The organism is Vibrio cidicii (assembly GCF_009665415.1).
GTDB lineage: Bacteria > Pseudomonadota > Gammaproteobacteria > Enterobacterales > Vibrionaceae > Vibrio > Vibrio cidicii.
Genome location: NZ_CP035922.1, coordinates 1,034,736 through 1,050,272, shown reverse-complemented (window position 1 = coordinate 1,050,272; position 15,537 = coordinate 1,034,736). Strand labels below are relative to the sequence as shown.

At 48.8% G+C, this 15,537-nt stretch carries 14 protein-coding genes; 6 read left to right on the top strand and 8 right to left on the bottom strand.

The genetic code is table 11. The annotated features are described in order from the left end of the window. The first annotated feature begins 57 nt into the window (after positions 1-57). Positions 58-672: a fumarylacetoacetate hydrolase family protein gene (locus tag EWA64_RS20200; RefSeq protein ID WP_061894452.1), complete on the top strand. Its 615-nt coding sequence runs from the start codon at positions 58-60 to the stop codon at positions 670-672. Here the strand turns inward: EWA64_RS20200 and EWA64_RS20195 are convergent. From EWA64_RS20195 to EWA64_RS20185, 3 genes are all read right to left on the bottom strand, one after another. After that, the gene (locus EWA64_RS20195; protein WP_039461754.1) at positions 669-983 is read right to left on the bottom strand and encodes an AzlD domain-containing protein; all 315 of its coding nucleotides are present in this window, start codon (positions 981-983) and stop codon (positions 669-671) included. The two genes, EWA64_RS20200 and EWA64_RS20195, sit on opposite strands and share 4 nt — an antisense overlap. After that, positions 980-1,696, bottom strand: a complete 717-nt coding sequence (locus EWA64_RS20190) for an AzlC family ABC transporter permease (protein WP_061894453.1) — start codon at positions 1,694-1,696, stop codon at positions 980-982. Before EWA64_RS20190 ends, EWA64_RS20195 begins: the two co-directional genes overlap by 4 nt. Positions 1,697-1,780: 84 nt before the next feature. Next, positions 1,781-2,626, bottom strand: a complete 846-nt coding sequence (locus EWA64_RS20185; RefSeq protein ID WP_061894667.1) for an AraC family transcriptional regulator — start codon at positions 2,624-2,626, stop codon at positions 1,781-1,783. Positions 2,627-2,860: 234 nt separating this feature from the next. Here EWA64_RS20185 and EWA64_RS20180 point away from each other — a divergent pair, with 234 nt between their 5' ends. Next, a complete protein-coding gene (locus tag EWA64_RS20180) occupies positions 2,861-3,493 on the top strand; it encodes a LysE family translocator (protein ID WP_061894454.1) in 633 nt (210 codons plus the stop codon). 73 nt (positions 3,494-3,566) lie between these two features. Beyond that, positions 3,567-3,983, top strand: coding sequence for a GNAT family N-acetyltransferase (locus tag EWA64_RS20175; RefSeq protein WP_413777512.1), 417 nt, complete (start codon positions 3,567-3,569; stop codon positions 3,981-3,983). A 56-nt stretch (positions 3,984-4,039) separates the two neighbouring features. Here the strand turns inward: EWA64_RS20175 and EWA64_RS20170 are convergent, their stop codons facing one another. Further along, positions 4,040-5,740, bottom strand: coding sequence for a phospho-sugar mutase (locus EWA64_RS20170; protein ID WP_061894456.1), 1,701 nt, complete (start codon positions 5,738-5,740; stop codon positions 4,040-4,042). A 252-nt stretch (positions 5,741-5,992) separates the two neighbouring features. Continuing rightward, a complete protein-coding gene (locus EWA64_RS20165; protein ID WP_061894457.1) occupies positions 5,993-7,078 on the bottom strand; it encodes an OmpA family protein in 1,086 nt (361 codons plus the stop codon). A gap of 422 nt (positions 7,079-7,500) precedes the next feature. Here EWA64_RS20165 and aroG point away from each other — a divergent pair, with 422 nt between their 5' ends. Then, positions 7,501-8,553 carry a 3-deoxy-7-phosphoheptulonate synthase AroG gene (gene aroG / locus EWA64_RS20160; RefSeq protein WP_039435204.1) on the top strand — a complete coding sequence of 351 codons (1,053 nt, stop codon included), beginning with the start codon at positions 7,501-7,503 and terminating at the stop codon, positions 8,551-8,553. 68 nt (positions 8,554-8,621) lie between these two features. Here the strand turns inward: aroG and EWA64_RS20155 are convergent, their stop codons facing one another. Then, entirely contained in the window at positions 8,622-9,446 is an 825-nt protein-coding gene (locus tag EWA64_RS20155) for a phosphate ABC transporter substrate-binding protein (RefSeq protein ID WP_061894458.1), read from the bottom strand. A gap of 171 nt (positions 9,447-9,617) precedes the next feature. Here EWA64_RS20155 and EWA64_RS20150 point away from each other — a divergent pair, with 171 nt between their 5' ends. After that, positions 9,618-9,968 (top strand): DUF3024 domain-containing protein, encoded by a 351-nt coding sequence (locus EWA64_RS20150; RefSeq protein WP_061894459.1) that lies wholly within the window; start codon positions 9,618-9,620, stop codon positions 9,966-9,968. 23 nt (positions 9,969-9,991) lie between these two features. Here the strand turns inward: EWA64_RS20150 and EWA64_RS20145 are convergent, their stop codons facing one another. Together EWA64_RS20145 and rnb are read right to left on the bottom strand one after the other, a co-directional pair. Next, on the bottom strand, positions 9,992-10,936 hold the full coding sequence (locus tag EWA64_RS20145; protein WP_244881458.1) for an AraC family transcriptional regulator: 945 nt from the start codon (positions 10,934-10,936) through the stop codon (positions 9,992-9,994). Beyond that, positions 10,937-12,934: an exoribonuclease II gene (rnb, locus tag EWA64_RS20140; RefSeq protein WP_061894460.1), complete on the bottom strand. Its 1,998-nt coding sequence runs from the start codon at positions 12,932-12,934 to the stop codon at positions 10,937-10,939. A 381-nt stretch (positions 12,935-13,315) separates the two neighbouring features. On the opposite strand from rnb, the gene EWA64_RS20135 reads away from it, so the two are divergent. Further along, the gene (locus EWA64_RS20135) at positions 13,316-15,220 is read left to right on the top strand and encodes a DEAD/DEAH box helicase (protein ID WP_061894461.1); all 1,905 of its coding nucleotides are present in this window, start codon (positions 13,316-13,318) and stop codon (positions 15,218-15,220) included. Positions 15,221-15,537 lie beyond the last annotated feature (317 nt).

Here is a 15,537-nt window from a genome sequence, read left to right as displayed (position 1 = left end):
GCACTTTATCAGTGGCTGGTTTAGAATCTATTTTTTGAGTTCATTCAGGGAAGAAAAATGCATCCTATCTATTTAGGAAACAAAAACTTGCAGCCAAGTAAAGTGCTCTGTGTCGGGCGAAATTATGTCGAACACATTAAAGAGTTAGATAACGCGCTGCCTGAACAGATGGTTCTATTTCATAAGCCTGCTACTTCGGTCACTCCCTCCCTGAGTTCATTCCATCAAGAGCCGTTGCACTATGAAGCTGAGATCTGTTTTGTGGTGGAAGATGGCCAATATACAGGCGTTGGCATCGGTTTGGATCTCACTAAACGAGAGATGCAAACTTATCTGAAAGGGAAAGGGCTGCCGTGGGAGCGGGCGAAGGCGTTCGATGGTTCTGCGGTTCTGAGCCGTTTTGTTTCGCTTGCCGGATTGGATATCGGCGATCTCAACCTTGAGCTATTTATCAACTGCGTCCGAGTACAAAAGGGGCATGTCAATCAGATGCTCTACTCTCCAAAGACCATCTTAGCCGAACTGAAAGGCTACGTGACATTACAAGATGGCGACATCGTCATGACTGGAACGCCGCAAGGTGTCGGAGTGGTGCACAAAGGCGACGTTTTCTTGGGCCGCCTTAAATGTGGTGAGCATACCTTGATCGAAATCGAATGGCTGGCGAGCTAGAACACCAGCAGCTTTAGCAGCAGAAATACCGCCATACTGACGATAGTCGTCAGCAGCACGTTCTTGCTTTTCCATGCGATGAAGGCCGCCAGCAGCGCGGCTAAAATGTACGGATTTTGCGGCGACAGATGAAGCTCTCCCTCGGGGGAGAAGACAATCGGAGCCCAGATGGCGGTTAAAACCGCTGGGCTGGCGTAGCTCAAAAAGCGTTGCGTTCGCTGGCCTAATTTCAAAGGCAGATTGGGTTCGAGAAACAGATAGCGACTGGCAAACACTAACGCTGTCATGGCTAAAATAGTCAATAAAATCATCGTTTTTTACCTCCAAGCTCTTCGGCTAAATAGCCTGTAGCCATCGCGCCGATACTGGCAATCATCAAAGCGCCTTCGACCTTAAAAAAGTGCAATGCCACCGAAAGCAGCAGGGCCGTTACGACGCTGAGCAAGACCGGCAGATTTTTGATCCCGGGGACGACGATGGCAATAAAAGTGGCGGCGACGGCAAACTCTAAACCCAGTTCATTGAGCTGAGGTAGGAAGCTGCCCGCCAAAATGCCAGCAAAGGTCGCGAGATTCCAGAAGAGATAAAAACTAAGCCCTGCACCCAGCGCGTACCAGCGATCAAACTGCTTTTCGCTTTGATGCCCAACGAGGGCAAACAGCTCATCGGTTAGCAAGAAACCCAGTGACAAACGCCACCTTAGCGGCAAAGGAGCTACTTTACTGCGCATCGACACGCTGTAGAGAAAGTGGCGAGAGGTGATGAAAAAGGTGGTGAGTAGCATGGTCGTCAGCCCTGCGCCCGCTTTGATCATGCCCATTGCGACCAGTTGCGCCGAGCCGGCGAATAGAATCGCCGACAGGGCTTGTCCTTCAAAAGGATGTAAGCCTGAATCAATGGCAAAGGAGCCGGCAAGCAGCCCCCAAGGAAGAACAGCGATACTCAGTGGCATCATGGCAATCGTGCCTTGCCAGAATCGTCTCGTTTTTGAGTCGTGTTGTTGTGAGGTCAAACTGATATCCATAGTGTACTCTTTGCTGTTTTTTCTCACTTTAGCGAGACGTGTGGGCAAAGTGTTGTATTTTTTTGCTGAGAGAAGACGCGACGGCTAGCCATTTGCCAAGCGATCCAAATGCTTGACATACTGCCCCGGCGTCACGCCCATGGCTTTTTTAAAATGACGGTGGAAATGGCTTTGGTCATGAAAACCGCACTCTTGCGCCACGTCCAAGATGCGCTGCCCACCTCTTAATAACCGCTTGGCAAGGCGCAAACGCTGCTGGATCTGATAGGCGTGTGGTGGAAAACCGTAGTTTTTTTGAAACTCCCGCACCAAGTGAAACGGGCTTATGCCACCAAGTTTCGCCAGTTCTTCCAAAGAGACATCGGCTTGGGGGAAATCATCAAGAAACTCTTTGACCAGCGAGAGCTGGCGCTGAGCAGAGACAGGCGTTCGTGGCGGCTGGCGTACACTGCTGTGTTTGGCCGCCAGTTTGATCAAGGTGCCGTACACCAATGTTTCGCGTAGTAACCGATTGTCTGAATTGGCTAAAGTGTCAAACACCAGCCGTAGCTGCATTGCCAATTCAGGATCGTACACCACGGGTTGCGGGAAGTAAGGCTGCGCCAAGTTGGGCGAATTGAGCTCGTCACTCAGTCTGGCAAACTGCTCCGGCACCGGATACATCGCTTTGTACTCCCAGCCCCCTTCGGTAGCTGAGTGGCCGTTATGCACTTCATCGGCATTGACCAGAATAATGCTGTCTTGCGGTGCGATGTGGTTTCCTCCGGTGCGGAAAAATCGCTGCGCGCCTTTTTCAATCACGCCAATGGTGTAGCCTTCGTGGCAGTGCCGAGAAAAATTCTGTTTCTCGTACTTGGCATCCAGCAGTTCTAAGCCCCCGAGTTCGGCGGCAATCTGGAAATGGGCGATTTCTTTATTCTCATTTTTCATCGTGTGGTGATTCGCAACAGCATCTTCGTCCAGTCTACCCGAGTTCGAAACGCCATTTTTGTACAAAATTGCTCTGGATGATATCACCGCGGGTAAATTGGTTTGATTCTCCGTTCTTCGGATATTTATTAGTCATATAGTTGGCTTGATATTAAATGATTAGCCGTAAATATGGCTTGCTTGCATGGCTTAGGATAGAATCCGCCGCTTTGTTGACAACGATTCACTAAACAAATGATCGATTTCTCTATATTGCCTGTTTACCTGACGGCGGTCATTGCTCTGCTACTGTTGCCTGGCCCCGACATGTTGTTGATCGCCAGCTCAAGTATGAGCTACGGAAAAAGAGTGGGCCTTTTTGCCAGTTTGGGTAATGCGACCTCTGGTATGATTCTCACTCTGCTTGCGGCGATGGGCGTGTCGGCTTTAATTGCCATGAGCCCACTTGCCTTAAAAGCGCTGCATCTGCTCGGTGGTGCGTATTTGCTGAAAATGGGTTGGGATTGCCTCACAAGCACGCCTGCGCAGGCCCCGGAAAACTACGACGCCAAAGCGATGGCGGCCACTTATTATCAGCGCGCTTTAATGAGTAATTTACTTAACCCGAAAGCGCTCGTTTTCTTTGTGATGTTTTTGCCACAGTTTGTGTCGGCCAACATCAGCGCCAGCTCTGGTGAGCAGATGCTGGCTCTGGGGCTGCTGCTCAATTTACTGGGGTTACTGTTCAATCTCGGCTTGGTGGTATTAGCCGGAACGCTGGGTAAGCGTTTGCTGGAAAGCGATACCTTCCGCCTCTATCAACATAAGCTCATGGGGCTGGTATTTGTTTTCTTATCTCTTTGGATGTTATCCAATTTCAACTCGTGATAGGGTTATGCCTCATTTCTAAAGCCAGCAACTGCTGGCTTTTTCTTAGCCAGAGGAGCACGTCACCATGACGATGACAACGGAATTCACTTTTGATCTCCAGCCGGAGGATTTTGAAACGATTCGTAGCGGCATTCGTGCCTATAACTTGCAGCATTTACCTTCAGGTGAAGTAACACGAATTGGCTGCTTTGTGCGCGATGAAGAGGGCAAAATGGTCGGCGGTTTGACAGGCAACTTATTTGCGAACACGGTGTTTGTTGAATTTCTCTGGTTGGATGAAAACCATCGCAAGGGCGGTCTTGGCACGCAACTGATGCAACGTTTAGAGGCGGAAGTCAAACCCAAAGGGATAACGGATCTTTATCTCGACACCTTCAGTTTTCAAGCTCTGGGTTTTTACCTCAAACTGGGTTTTGAAAAAGTGGGTGAGTATCGCGGATTTCCAGCCGAAGGCATTAGTAAATATTTTCTGCAAAAACGTATTTAGCGTACACTCGGGAATGGTTAACACGCCAAGCTTCTGCTTGGCGTGAAACAATCAGATTATAGACTTGCTTGATGAGCGTTGATCAGGGCGTTCATCTTCTCTTCAGTATGACGCTGCGCAGTGGCGTAATCCATTTCAGCCGGGAAATCGCCAATCACTTCGTAATAGCACTTCAGCTTTGGTTCTGTGCCTGAAGGGCGGACAATCACACGCGATTGATCCTCCAGATGATAGATCAGCACATCACTGGCAGGCAGATTGATTGCCTCTGTGATGCCACCTGAGACAAAACGCAAAGAAGCTTTGAGATCTTCAGTCACGACGACCTTCTGCCCGCCAATCGTTTTGGGCGGTAGTGCTCTTAGCTTGTCGCCAATCGGCGGTGAATCGGGAGAGAGGGCGATACTGCGCTGCGCATTGCAATAGAAACCATGTTGACGATAGAGACTTTCCAACTTATCCCAAATGGTCATGTGTTGTGCGCTTAATCTGGCGGTGAGCTGGGCAAACGCCACCAGCGCAGACAAGCCGTCTTTATCCCAAACCTTGTTGCCGATTGTGTATCCTAGCGCTTCTTCATAAGCAAAAAGAAACTGCTGGTTTTCGCTTTGCAGGTTCATCGCTACGTTAGTCAGCCATTTGAAACCGGTTAGCGTTTGGTAGTAGCTTGCGCCATGATGTTTGGCGATGGCAGACAACAGGCGAGATGACACTATGGTATTGCCGACCAACTGTTTACTCGCATCGCCGCGGCTAAGCAGATAGTCCGCAAACAACGCACCGACTTGGTCGCCACTGAGCATCTGGTAGCGCCCATCACTTCGTCTTGCGGCAACGGCAAAGCGGTCAGCGTCTGGATCGTTGGCGCACGCAATCTCGGCATTGACCGATGTGGCTAATTCGATCACCCGATCCATCGCTCCAGCCTCTTCTGGGTTGGGGAAGTTTACCGTCGGGAATGTGCCGTCTGGTTCACGTTGCTCGGCAACGCTGTGGACCTCGGAAAATCCTGCGTCTCGAAGCAGCGTTTCGGCCATTTCAGCGCCCACGCCGTGCATAGCGGTGTAAGCCAGCACGAGATTATTGGGCGCGTTTTTCTCCAGCAGCGGATGGTTATTCATGGTTTCACGGTAGCTTTGGTAATACTCTTCCGTCAGCCATATCAATGAACCATTTTGTTCAGCTTGTTCCAGCGCTTGGTAAGGGATCGGGCGCGCTGCGGCGAGGTCGATTTGCGTGGCAATGCCTGCATCATGTGGGGGAATGATTTGCGCGCCGTTTTCCCAATATACCTTGAAGCCGTTGTATTCGGGAGGGTTGTGACTCGCTGTCACCACCACGGCTGCTGCTGCGTGGAAATGTTTTACCCCATAGGCGACTACCGGAGTCGGGGAGACTTTATACGTGAGGTAGACTCTAAACCCCAGCGCACTCAACACCGCCGCGGTATCGTGAGCGAATTGTTTCGAATCGGTGCGGCCATCATAGCCGATCACTACGCCGCGCGATTGGGCGTTGTCGATAGTTTGCATCAGGTAGTGACCAAGCCCCGCGGCCGTTTCTTGAATGACTAAGCGGTTCATACGATTTGGCCCAGCGCCGACTTTGCCACGTAGGCCAGCGGTGCCAAATTCGAGTCGGCCGCGAAAGCGATCGGCCAGTTCTTCGTCTCGGTGGTTATCAATGAGGGTTTGTAACTCGGTTTTACTGATTGGATCAGGATCTCGGGCTAACCATGCAGCGATCTCGGTGTTCATTGTTTTGTTCCTTATGCATCTTGCTTGGAATTAATCTAAATGATAACAACTATCATTTCTTTGAAGCCAATCGTTTAGTTGTGAACAAAAAAACGTGTTGCTGTAAAGATAGTCAATTTCTGCCAAAGCTTCTGCTATGGAAGTGAAATCAAGGGGATATCAGCAACCTGTATACAGGAATGCGAAGGGGGGTAGAGAGAAAAAACAAGGGGAGCGATTCGCTCCCCTTGGACTGTAGAGGCTAAGTGAGCCTTAATTTGTTTTTTTAAGCTCTTGATACTCAAAGCTTGGAATCGTGACTTCTACACGGCGGTTTTGTGCACGCCCTTCGGCCGTATCGTTAGAAGCAATAGGGCTTGATTCACCCGCACCGACTACGGTCAACTGCTCTGCTTTCACGCCACCCTGGATGAGATAATCTGCCACCGCTTGAGCGCGTTTCTCCGAAATGCGTTGGTTAACTGTCTCTGAACCGGTTGAATCAGTGTGACCGACAATTTCCGCGTTCGCGGTTGGGTAAGCAAGTAACACTTCCAAAAGAGGTTCCAGCGATTTTTTGCCACCAGCAGAAAGTGTGGAACTTCCGGTTGCAAACAGCTCTTGGTTGTACTTCTGATTAGTGAATTTAGTCACCCACTCCGGTTTTGGCTCAGGCTTCACTTCTTCTTTCACTTCCTGAACCACTTCCTCTGGCTGAGTTTGAGCAACGGGTTCAACAACGGCAGGTTGCTCTTGTTCGACAGGACGTGGCTCTACCACAGACTCGCTGGTGGCAGCGGGCGCTGCACTTGATTGGCCAAACAGATAAGTGACACCCAAGCTGAACACGTTAGTGTCCATGTCTTGTACGATATCGTCACTCATATCTTGGAAGCGTTGATATTCAGCGCGCGCTTTTAGCGTTTCTGACAATTGATATTCAAGACCCAGTGAGCCTGTGGCAACAATGTCATTCTCATCACCAAAGCGCATGTAGGCCGCACCTAGCTTAGCAAAAGCATCGAGCTTTTCATTGACTGGCAAGTTGAGCTTTGGCGCAACAGAAATTGCTGAGAGGCGATCTTTGACATAGCGCCAATCTGAAAATGTGGTTTCAAATTTACCCAGCATATCAATGCCCACTTCGGCAGCGATATTATCGGTAAAGTTGTAGCCAGAGTAAGCCCCTAAACCAAAGGACTTGTAATCACAAGGGCTGGATGCGTAGCAGGCATCCTCAAGAGCAACGTAGCCAAGTTTACCACCCACGTATACATCAGAGAGGGCGGCTGTAGCGGTAGCTGAGAAAAAACCACTGCTAGCTAGCACGGCGGAAATAGTGATAGCTAATTTTTTCATAATTATTCCTTCTGTTCTCAGGCTAAGACGGTATGGGAACTTGATTAACTTGTCATTAAACGTGATGACAACGTGGTCAACGCAAGAGAGTCAAGTCGCTTCATTCTAGTGACAAAATGTTGCAAACCCCATGCGAGAATGTGAAATTATGTGATATGTCTCATATATAGGACGAATAGGAATCTTTGTTTTGTCTCTCTTGATCATTGCATAGGAGTGTACTCCAAGAGGGTGTAATTAAATATTTACAATCAATGTAAAGCGTAAAATTATTGAAAAGTTTGCCTTTTGATAAAAAAAATGATTGCAGTCTCCGTTTTAAGCCGATAAGTTACCCCCATACCCAGAAAAAACGGGCTGTGCAGAGGATCCGTTCCTTCTGCGATTTCAGCCAGAAAAGAGTGAATAGGAAGAAGTACGCAATGTTTCAAACTGATGATGTAAGAATAAATCGAGTCAAAGAACTGTTACCACCTGTGGCGGTTCTAGAGAAGTATCCGGCCACTGAAACCGCGTCTTCGACCACTTTTGAATCTCGCAATGCGATTCACAATATTTTGAACGGTGAGGATGATCGTCTGCTGGTGATCGTTGGCCCATGCTCGATTCACGATCCTGTCGCTGCGGTGGAGTACGGTAAGAAACTCAAAGCACTGCGTGATGAGCTGAGCGATAAACTGGAAATCGTGATGCGTGTCTACTTTGAAAAACCCCGCACGACGGTTGGCTGGAAAGGGCTTATCAACGACCCATACCTAAACGATACGTACAAGCTGAATGATGGCCTGCGTATGGGGCGTAAGCTGTTGTTGGATCTCACGGACATGGGGCTACCTACAGCCAGCGAATTCCTAGACATGATCACCCCGCAATACGTCGCTGATTTGATCAGTTGGGGCGCGATTGGGGCACGTACCACAGAATCTCAGGTACACCGCGAGTTGGCGTCAGGTCTCTCTTGCCCGGTTGGCTTCAAAAATGGCACCGACGGCAATATCAAAATTGCCAGTGATGCGATTCGCTCTGCGAGTGCTTCACACCATTTTCTTTCGGTCACTAAATACGGACATTCTGCGATTGTTGAAACGGCAGGTAACCCAGATTGCCACATCATTTTACGCGGTGGTAAAGAGCCAAACTACAGTGCATCACACGTTGCTGCGGTGAAAGAGGAACTCGCCGCTGCTGGTCTTCCACAAAAAGTGATGATTGACTTCAGCCACGCAAACAGCTCGAAGCAGTTTAAGCGTCAAATGCTGGTGGCCGATGATGTGTCTGAGCAGCTTGCCAGTGGCGAAGATGCGATCTTCGGCGTGATGATCGAGTCACACCTCGTTGAAGGACGCCAAGATTTGGTGGATGGCAAAGCACCGACTTACGGTCAGTCGATTACCGATGCGTGTATCGGCTGGCAAGATACCGAAAACGTTCTTCGTCAGTTGGCTGATGCCGTGGCCGCACGCCGCGCCAAGTAAGTCATTAACCCGCTAAGTGGTATTAAAAAGGCCTGCAATCGCAGGCCTTTCAGATCTTAGGCTATCGGTCAATCACGCTCTTTTGCCGGAATGTAACCGTACTCTTGAATAATCGCTTGGCCTCTCTCGGACTTGATAAAGCGGATAAACTCTTTCTCCGATTGATCTAGGTTGTCACTTTTGTACAAAATCAAAAATGGCCGCGATAAAAGATAGCGGTTAGTCGCGATGTTTTTCGCATTCGCATCAATACCATCAATAGTAATGGCTTTTACTGAGCGATCCACTGACCCCAAAGAAACGAAGCCGATAGCTTGTGGGTTGTGGTTGACGATGGTTTTCACCATGCTGTTACTATTTACTACCAGATTGCTGGTGCTGATATCGGAGACTAATCGGTCTTTAATGATTTTAGTCAGACCCAAAAGGCTTTCGAAACTGTAGCGTGAACCGGACGACGCTTCGCGTGTTACCGCAGCAATTCGTTTATCTTCACCGCCCACTTGTTTCCAGTTGGTCAGCTTACCTTGATAAATATCGAAGATTTGTTGCTGTGTTAGGTTATTGATTGGATTGGAGATATTGACGACCAGCGCCAAACCGTCATAAGCAATCAGATCGACATTCAGGTCTTCACCTTTCTCCATTTCAGTAAGGTAGCGTGAGCTCATGCCCAGTTTCACCACCCCTTTATTGACCATGGTGATGCCCGCTGTGGAGCCGATGCCTTGTACGGCAACAAAGGTTTCAGTATGAGTTTTGTTAAATTCTTCAGCCAACACATCCATCACGCGTGCGACAGAGGTTGAACCTGAAATATTGAGCTCTTTGGCGTAAGCGGATGGAAAGGATAGGGCAAAAGCCAAAAAGGTAGAGACCGCTAAGCGAATCATAAGGTACTCCAATATAAGCGTATTTTAGCCGCCTATGATATTTCGTTCAGGTTACACTTTTGTGAAAGGGCTGGCATATCCTGTGAAAGCATGGCTACAGACTGGCTTTCTTGTGAGATAAGCGTAGAGTTTGCGTATACTCATTACTCGTATTGGGCGCGGGAGAAAACCATGTCAGTCACGCAAATAGCCACCAATCGTCTCTATAAAGAAGTTGAAGAGTTGTGTACCAAGCGTAACACCAATGTACCGGTGGAGCTTGGCAAATGTCTCTATGTGCCGCTTGAAACTGGGGTTGAGCTGCACAAAGCGAGCTATCTTCTGGACTCCCGACACAGTGAGTACACCTCTCCTGTAGCCCAGATTCTTTTTGATGAAGGGCAGCAGCACTGGCTGTTTTTTATCGCTCGATTCGATGGTGAAAACTACTATTGGGAGCCGTATTCGACTTTAACGCAAAGTGCGCATCTTGAGGATATTCTCTATGAGATAGAGCACGATCCGGCTGGCTGTTTTTGGTAATCCCTTTCCAACTCTCCCATTAATCACGATTTCCCAGAAACCTTGGCACGAAATTCTTTAGGTGTCATGTGCTGAAGCGCTTTAAAGGCGGTGCTGAAATGGGCGGCGCTTTTAAAGCCTGATTCCGTTGCAATCTCATTGATGGATTTGTGGCTGTTGCGCAGTTGGTTGGTCGCATAACTAATACGTTTGATTTTCAGCAGTTGCGAAAAAGACATCTCCTCTGCGGCTAAGCGGCGCTTTAAGGTCGCGATAGACATGCCCATATGCTGTGCCAGTGATTCTAACGAGATCTCGTGATCGAGGTTCTCTTCGATATAGCAGATGATCTTTTGTGTTTCACTAAACTGAGTAGCCGCGAAGATAGACCCCAACAATTGAGGCTGAGCGTCAACCATCAAACTCAAGAGTGCCAGCGCTAAATGTTCCTGTGCCAGTTGAGGGCTTTTGCGCGATACGGACTCGATTAGCAGTTGCTTCAACTGTTGGAGAGCTGGCGCGGTTGCCCCAAACTTAGTCAGAAATTCAGTTTGGTTGGTGGTTGCGCTGACAAGTGGGTAGCTATTGCGAAATTTTTGTAGCAGGGCTGGGGTGAAGATCAGGACGACAGCGGAAAAGCCTTGCTCTCCGGGCAGTGCCAACGCTTCTTTAAATTGGTCGGAGTGATAAAAGGCAAACTCGCCTTCTGCCAATAAACAGGCTTCTCCAGCTTGTGGATGAAGCTGCAATTTCCCTTTCTCGACACAAAACAGACCGTTTTGCGCTGTCGGGTAGCGCTCTTGCTTGCGCGGCGCGAAGTGAGTAAAGGTCAGAAGCTCTATTGCTGGCATAAAATCGAAATCGCTGTTTGGTCGTTGATCACTGAATGGACAGTTAGAGTCGTGCCCTTCAATCGTTTTTTCTTTTCGAGGTGATTTTACTGGGATTGAGGAAAATAAAAAGCGCCCAAATTGAGCGCTTGTTATCATTTATTCACCTTGTATCGCTTCAGCGACTGGCAATTCGGCAAACACGGCGGTTGGTTTGGCCACCAAACTGCGGTTTTCTTGGTTGACTTCGGTGAGCACCACTTCCAATACATCGCCCAGTTTGTACACCAACTCTTTATCGATGGAGATTGTCCCCGCATCACCATTACACTCAATGCGCTCTCTATTGTCGACAATCAGTGCTCCGGGAATAAAGGCTGCTGCGCCATTTTCCAGCAGACGAACACGCATACCCGCGCGGTTGATATCAAAGATTTCCGCATGGAAGCGGGTTTCTTTCGCTGGCTCATTTGCCAGAGTGCGAGCGTAAAGCCAATCTGCGACATTGCGCTCCGCAATCTTGTGGTGTTTACGATGCAGAGCCAACTCATCACCGACGGTATCATCAGGTTTTTGCACTGGCTCTTTATTAAGGATCAGTGCTTTAAGCATACGGTGGTTGATCATATCGCCATACTTACGGATAGGAGAGGTCCAAGTCGCGTAAATATCTAGCCCCATTGCGTAGTGAGGCAGCGGTTGGTTGCTCACTTCACTGTAGGTTTGGAACTTGCGAATACGGTTGTCGAGGTAAGTGCTTTCTTGCTGACATAACCAGCGACGCAGCGCAGCAAAGCCTTGTAAAGTGGCTAACGATTCACTGGTGAAAGGTAAGGTGCCGTCGGGATTAACCAGTTCAACCGCATCAGCCAATTTTTCTGCTTTGAAGCCAGAATGGCAGTTGAATACGCCTGTACCAAAGTGCGCTTGCAAGGTTCTACCTGCACAGATGTTGGCGGTGATCATCGACTCTTCAACCAAACGGTTTGCACTGCGGCGTGAGTCGGCATGAATCGCGATCACATCGTTATCTTCACTGAGTTCGAAGCGGTAATCCGGTCTGTCTGGGAAGACGACCGCGTGTTCTTCACGCCACTGTGCGCGAGCCAGAGAAAAATCGTACAAGTCACGAACGATGGTTGCGATTTCTTCGCTTGGCTGCCATTTTTCCGATACGCCGTTTTCTAACCAATCGGAGACGTTGTCGTAGGCCAGACGAGCATGCGATTTAATATTGGCAGCAAAGAAACGAATGTCATCGCCGATCACGCCATCTTTCGACACGGTAACCGTGCAGCAAAGGGCAGGGCGAATTTCACCTTCGATCAACGAACACAACTCGTCGGCCAGATCGCGTGGCAACATCGGAATGTTGCGTCCGGGCAGGTAAATGGTGAAACCGCGTTCGCGCGCGACTTTGTCCATCTCATCGTCTGGCGTAATGTACGCAGTTGGGTCAGCGATTGCGATGGTCAGCTCAAAATCACCAGCGGCGTTTTTCTTCGCGTATAAGGCATCGTCCATATCTTTGGTCGACTCGCCATCAATCGTGACAAAGGGTACGTGCGTCATGTCGATGCGTTGTAGATCCGCATCGTCTTTGATTTCCCAGTGTTCAATGCCCGCAGGCTCGGAATTTGGTAGATCATTTTCGGCCAACGTAACCCACCACGGAGCGATTTTGTCATTGGCATCGGTGATTTTTTCCGAGATCTCAACAAAGAAGCCGTTTTCGTCTTTTAATGGATGACGAACAAGATGCGCAACTACCCAATCTCCCTCGGCGAAGTCGTCACTTTTTAGCCCTTTTTTCACTTTGGCTTTCAGTGACATTTTCTTCAATTGCGGATGATCAGGCGTGACGTTGAGCTTGCCCTTGAACATTTTGATGCGGCCAATAAAACGGTTGAGTGATTGTTCCACCAACTCTTGAGGCTCGGCGACTTCACGTTCGTTTTCCGTGCGGATGATGGCAATCACTTTGTCACCGTGCATACATTTTTTCATGTAAGCCGGCGGGATGAAGAAACTGGTTTTGCTGTCGACTTCGAGAAAACCGAAACCTTTTTCGGTTGCCTTGATGGTTCCCTCTTTCTTAGGCAGATTTTCTTGAATTTGCTGCTTAAGTTGGGCGAGTAGTGGATTATCTTGAAACATCTTTTCTTAGCTTATGTTTTGAATTGGGCACACTATAATCATTGCACGGCTTTATTACTACCAAAAACAGGCTGTTTCACCGTCCATCATCTACAATTTGACCAATAAATGATTGAGCTCAGCCCTTGTGTTTACTTGGGCTGAAGGGATTAGGCGGCCTAATTCTACCACTGCTAAGAAATATTTGTGATGAAATTCAATTTTTTCTGGCTTTTTTTATGCTTTTAAGGAATAATCCGCGTCCCTTAAGTCGTCCCCAATGGCTTGTAGCGTTTTTGTACTGTGCTGTTTCCTGCAAAAGGAAGCTAAAACCGGATGAATCAGTATCGAATGAGAAGAGCTTGTGGGACCCATTTTTACATTAAATACAGTAGGATCCCCATGCAAGATTCTGTTATTCAATTCAGCGATTTAGAGCTGAATGATTCTATCCTTTCTGCTCTAGAAGGAATGGGCTTTGTTTCTCCAACACCAATTCAAGCAGCCGCTATCCCACATCTACTTCAGGGCGTAGATGCACTAGGTAAAGCACAAACAGGTACAGGTAAAACCGCTGCGTTTTCTCTTCCTCTGCTAAACAAACTGGACCTAGCACAGCGTAAGCCACAGGCTATCGTGTTAGCACCAACTCGTGAGTTGGCTATCCAAGTTGCGGCAGAGATGAAAAACCTCGGCCAAAACATCAAGGGACTTAAAGTTCTCGAGATCTACGGTGGTGCATCTATCGTTGATCAAATGCGCGCTCTGAAAAATGGTGCTCACGTTATCGTAGGTACACCAGGCCGTGTTCAAGACCTGATCAATCGTGAGCGTCTGGACCTCGGTGAAGTTCACACTTTCGTTCTTGATGAAGCAGACGAAATGCTGAACATGGGTTTCGTTGATGACGTGACCGAAATCATGGAACACGCGCCATCTTCTGCGCAGCGTGTCCTTTTCTCTGCAACCATGCCTCCAATGCTGAAAAACATTGTTGAGCGTTTCCTGCGTGAGCCAGTAACGGTTGACGTTGCGGGTAAAAACCACACGGTTGACAAAGTTTCTCAGCAATTCTGGGTCGTAAAAGGCGTAGAGAAAGACGAAGCGATGTCTCGTCTGCTTGAAACTGAAGAGACCGATGCGTCGATCGTATTCGTTCGTACTCGTCAAGATACTGAGCGTCTGGCTGATTGGCTAAGTGCACGTGGCTTCAAAGCTGCGGCGCTGCACGGTGATATTCCTCAGTCTCTGCGTGAGCGTACTGTTGATCACATCAAACAAGGCGTGATCGATATCCTAGTTGCAACAGACGTTGTGGCACGTGGTCTTGATGTTCCACGTATTACACACGTATTTAACTACGACATCCCGTTCGACGTGGAATCATACATCCACCGTATCGGCCGTACTGGTCGTGCTGGACGTAAAGGTAAAGCGATTCTTTTGGTTCGCACTAACCAGATCCGCATGCTACGCACCATCGAACGTGTGACGAAATCTTCTATGGAAGAGATCCAACTGCCACTGCGTGACCAAGTTGCAGCCGCTCGCCTGAACAAATTGGCGGCAGAGTTGGCAGCGGAAACAGAACACAAAGCGCTAGACAAGTTCGCTGAACTGGTTGAAAAGCTAGAAGAGACGCTAGAAATCGATTCTTCAGTACTGGCGGCAATTTTGCTGAAGCGTCAGCAAGGTAAACGCCCGCTGTTCTACGTTGGTGAAGATCCAATGGTGGAAGCCGTTGAGCGCGAAAAACAACGCCGTAAAGATCGCCGCGAAGGTGGTCGTGAAGGCGGACGCGAAGGTCGTGAAGGCCGTCGTGAGAGCTTCAACAACCAAGATTGGGATACTTACCAGTTACAAGTTGGCCGTGAGCAAGGCGTTCAGGTTAAAGATATCGTTGGCGCAATCGCAAACGAACTTGGCCTAGGCAAAGGTTCTATCGGCGCGATCAAACTTGCGCAAGAGCACACCTTTGTTCAGTTGCCAAAAGCGATGAGCACACAAGCAGCCAGCAAACTTCGCAAGCTGCGTATCCGCCAGAAAGAAGTGGGCGCGGTAGTGTGTGATTTTGACGATTTCGGCGAGCCACGCGGTCGTCGTGAAGGCGGTGCACGCCGTGAAGGTGGCTACCGTGGTCAGCGCGAAGGCGGACGCGAAGGTGGTGCACGTCGCGAAGGTGGATTCCGTGCTAACCGTGAAGGTGAGCGTCGTTTCGACCGTAACCGTGGTGGTGATCACCGTGGTAACTATCGTGGCGAACGTGGCCATGGCCGCAGCAACAGCAGCCGTCGCGAAGAAGCATAAGATTGTAGAAAACCGGGTTTCGACCCGGTTTTTTTTCGTCTGTGGTTTTTTCCGTTTGTCGTCGGCCACTTTGTCGGCAAGTTGCAGCGCCGCCCCGAAACGCTTAGTGCATCAAGTGGCGTTTTCTCTCTCTGTTTTTTCTGTCAATCAACTCATCTCTCGTGGCGATGCTACGTACTTCTGACGCTGCGTTTTATATTTTTCGTGCCCCTAATAAAATCAAAACCTGTTCAAGATCAACAAAAAATCAGCGTTTGAACCGTATAGGCTAAAAGATAGTTGAAAGATTAAAAAATTATTGAATAATGGCCTGTAGA

What these genes read in the sequence shown, in the direction of transcription:
- EWA64_RS20200 (WP_061894452.1), top strand. Translation starts at nt 58, where the DNA reads ATGCATCCTATCTATTTAGGAAACAAAAACTTGCAGCCAAGTAAAGTG.
- EWA64_RS20195 (WP_039461754.1), bottom strand. Translation starts at nt 983, where the DNA reads ATGATTTTATTGACTATTTTAGCCATGACAGCGTTAGTGTTTGCCAGT.
- EWA64_RS20190 (WP_061894453.1), bottom strand. Translation starts at nt 1,696, where the DNA reads ATGGATATCAGTTTGACCTCACAACAACACGACTCAAAAACGAGACGA.
- EWA64_RS20185 (WP_061894667.1), bottom strand. Translation starts at nt 2,626, where the DNA reads ATGAAAAATGAGAATAAAGAAATCGCCCATTTCCAGATTGCCGCCGAA.
- EWA64_RS20180 (WP_061894454.1), top strand. Translation starts at nt 2,861, where the DNA reads ATGATCGATTTCTCTATATTGCCTGTTTACCTGACGGCGGTCATTGCT.
- EWA64_RS20175 (WP_413777512.1), top strand. Translation starts at nt 3,567, where the DNA reads ATGACAACGGAATTCACTTTTGATCTCCAGCCGGAGGATTTTGAAACG.
- EWA64_RS20170 (WP_061894456.1), bottom strand. Translation starts at nt 5,740, where the DNA reads ATGAACACCGAGATCGCTGCATGGTTAGCCCGAGATCCTGATCCAATC.
- EWA64_RS20165 (WP_061894457.1), bottom strand. Translation starts at nt 7,078, where the DNA reads ATGAAAAAATTAGCTATCACTATTTCCGCCGTGCTAGCTAGCAGTGGT.
- aroG (WP_039435204.1), top strand. Translation starts at nt 7,501, where the DNA reads ATGTTTCAAACTGATGATGTAAGAATAAATCGAGTCAAAGAACTGTTA.
- EWA64_RS20155 (WP_061894458.1), bottom strand. Translation starts at nt 9,446, where the DNA reads ATGATTCGCTTAGCGGTCTCTACCTTTTTGGCTTTTGCCCTATCCTTT.
- EWA64_RS20150 (WP_061894459.1), top strand. Translation starts at nt 9,618, where the DNA reads ATGTCAGTCACGCAAATAGCCACCAATCGTCTCTATAAAGAAGTTGAA.
- EWA64_RS20145 (WP_244881458.1), bottom strand. Translation starts at nt 10,936, where the DNA reads ATGATAACAAGCGCTCAATTTGGGCGCTTTTTATTTTCCTCAATCCCA.
- rnb (WP_061894460.1), bottom strand. Translation starts at nt 12,934, where the DNA reads ATGTTTCAAGATAATCCACTACTCGCCCAACTTAAGCAGCAAATTCAA.
- EWA64_RS20135 (WP_061894461.1), top strand. Translation starts at nt 13,316, where the DNA reads ATGCAAGATTCTGTTATTCAATTCAGCGATTTAGAGCTGAATGATTCT.